This window comes from Hydrotalea sp. (genome assembly GCA_030054115.1).
GTDB lineage: Bacteria > Pseudomonadota > Alphaproteobacteria > JASGCL01 > JASGCL01 > JASGCL01.
On record JASGCL010000048.1, the window covers coordinates 1 to 8146 of the forward strand.

Sequence of the window (8146 nt, forward strand, 5' to 3'; positions counted from 1 at the left end):
GGCGAGGGGGCCGGGTTTTGAGGTGTAGGTTATTGCGCCGGATTCTTTTTGGCCGCTAACTGAACCCTCCGACCCAAAATAACGCACCGCCAAAACCTCATGCAGGTATTTAATATTAATGTCGGCATGCAACATGCCGTTATCAAATTCCAACGCGGCCTGGGGCGCGATAACAAAACCGATGTCGTCTTTGGCCTTACCGCTGGTGTTGATGGTGCAAATGGCGGTGGCATAGGTGCCACCGCTGTTGTTGCAACTGGCCACGGCCTCGATGGTTTGCAACCCCTCGATAACCTTTGGCGCGACCCCGCCGAAACCATCGCTCATTTTATAAACGAAAACCTGGCTATCGCCGACGCGATTCCAATCCGACTTGGGCACCGCTATCAATTGCGCAGACGTTACCCCATGGTTATGTAACCATTGCGCCACGTCATCATCGCTGTTGATGTTTGAACCGGCAATGGGGTCATTGAGGTTATTGATGCATTTTAAATTGCTGTTTGGGTCGGGGGTATTGTCGTCGTTAAAACCGACGGCATTTTCGCAACCGGTGCCAATTTGCGGCGGAATATTGCCCCGCGACGTGCCATTATTGCTGAGGAGATACATCGCCCCGCCCGCAAGCTTCGCGCCGTTTTGTTGCGCGCCATTGCCAGCAACCTGTTGCGCCCAGGCAACATCGGAAATGCTGAACCCCAACCCCAAACCAAAACGCAAACCCCAATGATTTGCCTGGTCGAACCTGACGCGGTAATTTGGCGTCAAGGTTACCACATGATAACTTGCGTCGTAATTATAAACAGCATTGCCATTGCCATTACCATTGCCACCACCGCCCGCCCATTTGTGGTCAAAGCCCAAATAATCCGCCGACATGCCCAAGCCCGATTTGTGGGTGTAGCCCAAGGATAGGCCGTAACCAACCCCGCCGGTCGCGCCGGATCTATTATCGCCAATCATGGCACCATCAGATGTTTTGGTTTTTGACCAATTGCCCGCAAAGCTATAAACATAACCGAGGTCGCCCTTTAACAACAATTTGCCATCGATTTTATTCGCCAATAAATTCTGCCCTATCGCTACACTGCTTGAGGGCGATTTTGTTTGCCCTACCGCTACGCTGTTTGAGGGCGATAAATTCTGCCCTACCGCTACGCTGTTGGGGGAAGATTTTGTATTTTGTGCCCTGGCGTGATTGGTGAAAACTAAGCTATTTAGTGCGGTTGTCATCAGCATCGCGCATGTTATTCGCGTTATTGCTTCTATGTTTGAGCCCATGGCAAAGCCAATAATTATTTTTTTATTTTTCATGATATGTCCCCTTCTCACTATAATTGGCTGTCTACAAATGCCAAATGCCATCGCACCACCTAATAGGGTATTTCTGTAATCTTTGTCTTCAATAGTCAATAATGCGACTGCTTAATTCGCATGGTTTTTGTCGTGCCGCATCATGTTGACAGGCAAATCAATAAGCCGTATAAATTTTAAATAAATTCTAAGGGTGTTTTTTAAAAAATCATGGCGCAAAAAAAATTAAAACCGACCACGCGGCTTCGCGCCTCGACCTTGCTTCTTACCTGCATCGATTACCGCATGGTAAAATTCATCCATAGTTATATGTTGCTAAGGGGGCTGGAGGATGATTACAGCCATGTTGCCCTGGGCGGTGGCGCGGTGGCGGTTACCACCGACAAATACCCCCATTGGGGTTCAAGCTTTTGGGACCATTTGGCGATTGCGATTCGCGTTCACCACATTACCCGCGTCATGGTGCTTGACCACCGCAATTGCGCCGCGCACCGCATGATATTGGGCAACAACACCGAAAAATCGCGCGACGCCGAAACCCACAGCCACCAAGAACAATTGCAAAAAACCAAACAGGCCATTTTGGCAAAATACCCCCACCTCGATGTCGAATTATTATTGATGGATCTGGACGGGGCGATTGAGCGGTTTGAATAGTCGCCGGCATTTTGCGCCCGCCAAATTAAATTGGCCGGCTTGTTTTATCACCAGTTATTTTGCCGATGCCGGCAAAATCGTTTTCACGGCCGATGTATAATCGGCCAGAAATTTTTCTGGCGCACCCGCCAAAATATGGTGAAAGTTTTTCATCACCACGGGAATCAGCTCGGATAATTCTTGTTCTTCCTGCTGGGTAAAATCTTCCAACACATAATCGCTGACCAACTCCCTTGCCCCCGGGTGGCCAACGCCAAACCGAAAGCGATGATACAACCGACCCAATCGTTCAGAAATATCTTTCAGGCCATTGTGGCCGGCCTCGCCCCCGCCGTTTTTTATTTTTGCATGGCCAAAGGGCAAATCGATTTCGTCATGCAGAACCAAGATATTTTCGATGGTGATTTTTTCCTGTGCCTTGGCCATCGCGCTTTGCAACGCCTGGCCCGATAAATTCATATAGGCCAATGGCTTGATTAAGGTTAAGGGGTAGCGCGCATTGTTATGGATTATTTCCCCCTGCGCCACAACCACTTGCCATTTCGCGAAAAGTTGCCACGGGCTAAAATGGCCCGCCAGCTGGATAGCGTCGAGCAACCGAAAGCCTATATTATGGCGATTACGGGCATAACCCGCCCCCGGGTTACCTAATCCAACCAGCCATTTGATTTGCGTCTTCATTTCCATCGTCTTTTGCGTCGTCATTTTCTTCCTCGTTCGTGTCCTCTTTTTCGTCAACATTTTTGCCCTCATTTTTGCCCTCATTTTTGCCCTTATGGGGCTGGTTTATAACGAATTCTGTCTGTTTTTTCTAGCAATTATTCCGTGCTAATTTCGGGCTAATTTGGGGCTAAAATTAAGGGGATATCGCGGCTGTTCCAGCAACTTGTTATGGCCGATAATTCGTGATAATAAATGGACGCAAGATTAATATAAAGAGCAATATAAGCGTAACACACCATGGCTGGCCATTCACAATTTAAAAATATCATGCACCGCAAGGGGCGGCAGGATAAAAAACGCGCGCAAATTTTTCAAAAAATCACCCGCGAAATCATGGTGTCGGTTAAAACCGGTGGCGACAACCCTACCGGCAACAGCCGCTTAAAACTCGCCCTGCAAAATGCCCGCGCCCATTCAATGCCAAAGGATAATATCGAACGCGCCATCAAAAAGGCCAGCGGTCAGGGTGATGGCGATAATTATGAATCCTTGCGTTACGAGGGTTTCGGCCCGGGCGGTGTCGCCATTATGGTTGAGGTTTTGACCGATAACAAAAATCGCTCGGTGGGCGACATCCGTTCGTTGTTTTCAAAACATGGCGGCAACCTGGGCGAAAGCAATTCGGTGGCATTCATGTTTCAACGCGTCGGCCATATCCATTACAACAAAGATATTGCCGAACAGGATAAGGTTTTTGAAAACGCGCTTGATGCTGGGGCTGACGATATATCATCCGACGGCAACGGCCACGATATTTACGTCGCGCCCGATGATTTATACCAGGTCGCCGAAAAGCTGGAGGCAACGCTCGGCCAGGCGATGGAAATAAAACTAACCTGGAAGCCAACGGTGATGGTCGACATAAATGACAATGACAATGACAAGGCCAACCAATTACTTACCCTGATGGAACAATTGGACGACCACGACGATGTGCAGGAAGTCATCGCCAATGTTACGATGGATGATGCGCTGTTGGCCGGCCTGTCCTAAATCAGCGGCACAAAGCCATAAAAAATAACATGGTGAAACATAATGATATTATTTTGGGGGTCGACCCGGGGTTGGCCCATGCTGGCTATGGCGTGGTCGGCGAATCCGGTTCGGCGTTGCTGTTCGTGGCTTGCGGCACCATATCGCCGCCGCAAAAATTACCCATCGAAAAAAAATTGCAATTTTTGTTTGATGGTTTGGAAAAAATTATAATTGCCCATCGGCCAAATTGCTTGGCGTTGGAAAAAATTTTTTACCATCGCAACCCCGCGGTGGCGATGACGCTGGGCCAGGCACGTGCCGTGCCGATTATTCTGGCCGGCAAATATAACCTGCCATTGTTTGAAATCGGTGCCCGCCAGGCCAAAAAAAATATCACCGGTTCGGGCCGCGCCGATAAAAATCAAATGGCCGGTATGGTGCGGGTTTTATTACCCACCGCCACGCCGCAAACCGACCACGAATCAGACGCCCTGGGAATTGCAATTTCTGCACTGCAAAACCAAGAAGAAGCATGGCGCGCCCTATCGAAAGACACATTATCATAAATAATCATTAAAAATCAAAAACATATAGTTTATTTTTTGATTTTTTTCTGCTTGACGGGGTGGCCGAATGGCCTTACAATTTCAACTTAAACCTTAAACAATAACCATTTATTAACATGTCCCTTTAAGGAGGATAATATTATGGCTAAAAAATCAATGATGATGAACAACAATACCTGCATTAACGTAGCATTGCTGTTCGCGTGGATCATTATCTACGGGTTGTTCGGCGCGGGTGAAGATGCTGGCTTGCTGGCCAATATCGCCTATCTGTTCAACAATACAAGCGGTCTGATGAGCCTGCTAATCTACCTCAGCCCATTGGTGGCGATGTATCTTGGTGGCAAACGCTCTTCGTGGCTGTATTTTGCACCATTAATCTGGAATGTGACAGACTACGCGGGTGGCGCGGGCGATAATTATGGCAAGTGGTATTTCTGGGTATCAGCCGCCATTTCGTTATATGCTTCCATCAAGCTCGCTGAAGAAGGCGACACGATGTAATCATCGACGTTTTAAACTGAGTTTTTCAGTTTGCGATAAAGGCGGTGGAACAGCAATGTTCCCCGCCTTTATTTTTTTATCCAAAACAGCTTGGCCTTTGCCATAAACACTGCTAGGGGGAAAACCATGTTGGCGCGTTCTTCTTTTATCAATTCTGTTTTTGTAAAACGAATCGCCAAATCTTATCATAAAATCAGCCATCGCGTCACCGCACCTTTGCGCGCCATTGACAAGGAAATTAAAAAAAACATTCTTTGCAATATTGGCCTGCTTTACCTGTGGGTTATTATTTTTGGCCTGTTTAGCACCGATTACAGCGACAACCTTGCCATCAACCTGTGGCAAAGTATTATTTATTTATTTAGCAATCGTGATGGTTTTTTATGTAACATTGCTTATTTGGCACCATTGTTGACGCAACACAAAAATGCCGGCGGGCGCATTCGCCTGTTGTTGTTTTTACCGCTCATCGATAATTTTTTTCATTATAGTTTTTTTGCCCGCGATTATTTTCATTTCTGGGGGTTTTGGCTGTCGGCGATTATTTCGTTCTATGCCGCGTTAAATATCGCCAGGTTTTATTACCAACCGGCAAGCAAAAAATTTTCGGCGGTTATATCGGCCTGGCATAAATGCGACGCGGCCATCGCCAATTATTTCTATCGCCCGCTGGGAAAACTATTGGCGAAATTATTACCAAAATAATCGCAAGCGTTAAAAAAATTCGGCCACCCGCCAACCCACCAAAAAATAAAAGATAATGGTGGAGCTGAGGGGAGTCGAACCCCTGACCTCTACAATGCCATCGTAGCGCTCTACCAACTGAGCTACAGCCCCATGCGGGAAAGAAAAAAATTTCTTTCATCGTGCTATAATCGTTTTTTTATCATTAGGCAATTATTTTCTTTGCAATTTGTCCGCCCTTTTGATAGCTAAGGCTTGGTACAGATGTCGCGAAAAATTGTAAAAACGGATTCCCCCCATATCATGCCCGAAGAAAAAAAAATCCCATCGCCGACCGCCCCATCCGTTGCATCATCTACCCCTGGTCAGGAATCAAAGCCAAAACCTGGCGACAGCCATAAAAATAATAACCAGCACCGACCCGGCGCGCCCAGGCCAAATAAAAAATTTCGCAATAATAATGGCAAGGGGCATTCGGGCAAGCATGGTGATAAGCACAAGGGCAAAAACCCGAACAAAAACCCGATGCAAAACCATGGCAAAATTTCAGGCAAACCAACCATCGGCCCAACGCCGCCCGCGCCATTGCCGCAAACTATTCCCGTCGGCGGGCGGAGCCGTTACCTCGCGCTAAAAAGTTTGGAGCGCACCGTTTTGCAAAAAAAACCATTTCAGTTGCAGGTCGGCAATAACAATTACACACCGCAGGAATTGGCCGAGGCGAATCGCATCTGCCAACATTTTTTTCGCCACCACGCGGCGTTGGAAATTTGCGCCAACCAATTGCTGAGCAAACCATTGCGGCCGGCCGATAAAAAATTTTCGCTATTGGTTCATTGGTTGTTGGTCGAAATGATTTTGTTTAAGGAGGCACCGCACGCCGTGTCGGTGATAAGCCGGTTTTTATCCGGTGTGCTGGGCGAACGCGCCCGCGCCAACGTGCTCCACGCCCTGATAAAACGTATCGAGCGCGAGGCCACCACCCTGCCGACCGATAATATCCCGCCGCCACCGATTATAAAAAACCATGGCGAGGTTTATGGCGCGGCGGCGGTGCGCATGATGCAACAACTTTACGACGCACCGGCACCGGTCGATTTATTATTTGCCGATGAAAAAAATGCCGCCGATTTTTTAAATAAAAAAGATGATGGCATCGAAAAAATTGCCCTGCCCTTTGCCAACATGGTGCGGTTGGCCGCCGGCGCGGAAAATACCCTGCAACTTTCCACCTTGCCCGTGATTGCCGATGGTGCGGCGTGGGTGCAGGATATTTCGGCCAGCTTGCCGGCGCGGTTATTGCGTGTCGAAAAAAATATTGATATTGCCGACCTATGCTCGGCCCCGGGGGGCAAGGCACGGCAGATGGCCGCGCTGGGGGCGAAAATTACCGTCGTCGAATCATCGGGCGAGCGGTTGTTGCTGTTGCAAAAAAACTTGCAATCGGTTGAAGCGCAAATAAAAATTTTGATGGGCGATGTCCTGACCATGAATCCGCCGAAAAAATTTTCGCGGGTCTTGCTCGACGCACCCTGTTCCGGCACCGGCACATTGCGCAAAAACCCCGATATCACGGTGGTCAAAAATGAAAAAGACATTCAACAAGCGGCGCGCCAACAATTGGCAATGCTGCACAAGGCTTGGGATTGGTTGGCCAGCGGCGGGGTTTTGGTCTACGCCGTTTGCTCGCTAGAGCGCGAGGAAGGCGAATCCGTCATCGCGCAATTTTTGCAAAAGGAACGCACCGCAAAAATCCTACCGATTGAAAAAACCGAGGACAGCCTAAGCTCCCTGCCCGATTCTTTGCCCGACGATGCCTTTCAACATGGCTTCCTCCGCCTGCTCCCCCATTACCTGTTCGGCATTGGCGGCATGGATGGATTTTTTATCGCGCGGTTGCAGAAATTGTAAAATTACCGGCGGTCTGTTTGACCTGCTATTGGCCCTTCAAATAACCTTTTTCTTGCAAGGATTTTTTGACATCTTTCCTTGCCAAAATCTTGTCGCAATCATAGCTGGCGGTTTGGCTTGAGCTATTGGTTGCCAGCCCACCAAACCAACCTTTATTGATACTGCCACTGCTGTCGCTGGTTGAAATTTCTTTTGCGCCGGTGTCATTGCATTGCAAATAAACCTGTTGCACCGTTGACAGGCAACCGGTTAAGGCCAATGGCGACAGGGCCAGCATTATTAAAACGATTTTTTTCATTTTTTGTCTCCTTTTATTATAAACAACCAAACCGCAGATTCCCATACGCCATCGGCCGCAACCTGTCAACCGCTTTGTAACCCTGCCTAGAAAATCGCCCGCGCCAGCAAGGTGCCGGCCATCACCAGCATTATTGTCCCCACCACCGATAATAAAATATAGGCGGTGGCGGTGGCGTAATCGCCCTTCATCAGCAACAAATATGATTCCAGCGAAAAGGCCGAAAAGGTCGTGAAGCCGCCCAACACCCCCGCCACCAAAAAATAACGAAGCCTATCGCTCAATAATTGATCGCCCGAAAATTTTAAGGCAAAAAATTCGGCCAAGATGCCAATCAATAACGCGCCAAGCCAATTGACCAGCAACGTGCCCAGCGGCAAGCCAGCCAACCACGATTCGCCAAAATGATAATTGGCAAACCGGCCAATCACCCGCGCCGCAAAAAACCGCGCCACCGCACCAATGCCACCGCCAACAAACACCAACCAATAATTCATGGGGTGGTTTGTATCAC

The 8146-nt window shown here is 48.4% G+C and carries 10 protein-coding genes and 1 tRNA gene; 6 read left to right on the forward strand and 5 right to left on the reverse strand.

Translation table 11 applies throughout. The annotated features are described in order from the left end of the window. Positions 1 to 1314 (reverse strand): hypothetical protein (locus QM529_06985; GenBank protein MDI9314398.1); only part of this gene is annotated, 1314 nt, incomplete at its 3' end. Positions 1315 to 1524: 210 nt separating this feature from the next. On the opposite strand from QM529_06985, the gene QM529_06990 reads away from it, so the two are divergent. Beyond that, positions 1525 to 1971 carry a hypothetical protein gene (locus QM529_06990; protein ID MDI9314399.1) on the forward strand — a complete coding sequence of 149 codons (447 nt, stop codon included), beginning with the start codon at positions 1525 to 1527 and terminating at the stop codon, positions 1969 to 1971. Between the two features lie 54 nt (positions 1972 to 2025). On the opposite strand, the gene pth is transcribed toward QM529_06990, so the two are convergent. Then, positions 2026 to 2676, reverse strand: coding sequence for an aminoacyl-tRNA hydrolase (pth, locus tag QM529_06995; GenBank protein ID MDI9314400.1), 651 nt, complete (start codon positions 2674 to 2676; stop codon positions 2026 to 2028). A gap of 255 nt (positions 2677 to 2931) precedes the next feature. Here pth and QM529_07000 point away from each other — a divergent pair, with 255 nt between their 5' ends. From QM529_07000 to QM529_07015, 4 genes are all read left to right on the forward strand, one after another. After that, positions 2932 to 3687: a YebC/PmpR family DNA-binding transcriptional regulator gene (locus QM529_07000; GenBank protein MDI9314401.1), complete on the forward strand. Its 756-nt coding sequence runs from the start codon at positions 2932 to 2934 to the stop codon at positions 3685 to 3687. A 29-nt stretch (positions 3688 to 3716) separates the two neighbouring features. Next, positions 3717 to 4235: a crossover junction endodeoxyribonuclease RuvC gene (gene ruvC, locus QM529_07005; protein ID MDI9314402.1), complete on the forward strand. Its 519-nt coding sequence runs from the start codon at positions 3717 to 3719 to the stop codon at positions 4233 to 4235. Between the two features lie 141 nt (positions 4236 to 4376). Next, complete coding sequence (locus QM529_07010) at positions 4377 to 4739, forward strand: hypothetical protein (protein MDI9314403.1); 363 nt, start codon at positions 4377 to 4379, stop codon at positions 4737 to 4739. 126 nt (positions 4740 to 4865) lie between these two features. Beyond that, entirely contained in the window at positions 4866 to 5444 is a 579-nt protein-coding gene (locus QM529_07015; protein MDI9314404.1) for a hypothetical protein, read from the forward strand. A 56-nt stretch (positions 5445 to 5500) separates the two neighbouring features. Here QM529_07015 and QM529_07020 read toward each other — a convergent pair. Further along, positions 5501 to 5576, reverse strand: a tRNA-Ala gene (locus tag QM529_07020). 111 nt (positions 5577 to 5687) lie between these two features. Between QM529_07020 and QM529_07025 the strand changes: the two genes are divergently transcribed. Next, entirely contained in the window at positions 5688 to 7334 is a 1647-nt protein-coding gene (locus QM529_07025) for a hypothetical protein (protein MDI9314405.1), read from the forward strand. 25 nt (positions 7335 to 7359) lie between these two features. Here the strand turns inward: QM529_07025 and QM529_07030 are convergent, their stop codons facing one another. Beyond that, a complete protein-coding gene (locus tag QM529_07030) occupies positions 7360 to 7632 on the reverse strand; it encodes a hypothetical protein (GenBank protein MDI9314406.1) in 273 nt (90 codons plus the stop codon). Positions 7633 to 7718: 86 nt separating this feature from the next. Further along, positions 7719 to 8146 (reverse strand): fluoride efflux transporter CrcB (crcB, locus tag QM529_07035; protein ID MDI9314407.1); only part of this gene is annotated, 428 nt, incomplete at its 5' end.

Bases quoted from the DNA above. Each gene is read 5' to 3' on its own strand.
- QM529_07000 (MDI9314401.1), top strand. From the start codon at position 2,932: ATGGCTGGCCATTCACAATTTAAAAATATCATGCACCGCAAGGGGCGG.
- QM529_07015 (MDI9314404.1), top strand. From the start codon at position 4,866: ATGTTGGCGCGTTCTTCTTTTATCAATTCTGTTTTTGTAAAACGAATC.
- QM529_07030 (MDI9314406.1), bottom strand. From the start codon at position 7,632: ATGAAAAAAATCGTTTTAATAATGCTGGCCCTGTCGCCATTGGCCTTA.
- pth (MDI9314400.1), bottom strand. From the start codon at position 2,676: ATGACGACGCAAAAGACGATGGAAATGAAGACGCAAATCAAATGGCTG.
- QM529_07025 (MDI9314405.1), top strand. From the start codon at position 5,688: ATGTCGCGAAAAATTGTAAAAACGGATTCCCCCCATATCATGCCCGAA.
- QM529_07010 (MDI9314403.1), top strand. From the start codon at position 4,377: ATGGCTAAAAAATCAATGATGATGAACAACAATACCTGCATTAACGTA.
- ruvC (MDI9314402.1), top strand. From the start codon at position 3,717: ATGGTGAAACATAATGATATTATTTTGGGGGTCGACCCGGGGTTGGCC.
- QM529_06990 (MDI9314399.1), top strand. From the start codon at position 1,525: ATGGCGCAAAAAAAATTAAAACCGACCACGCGGCTTCGCGCCTCGACC.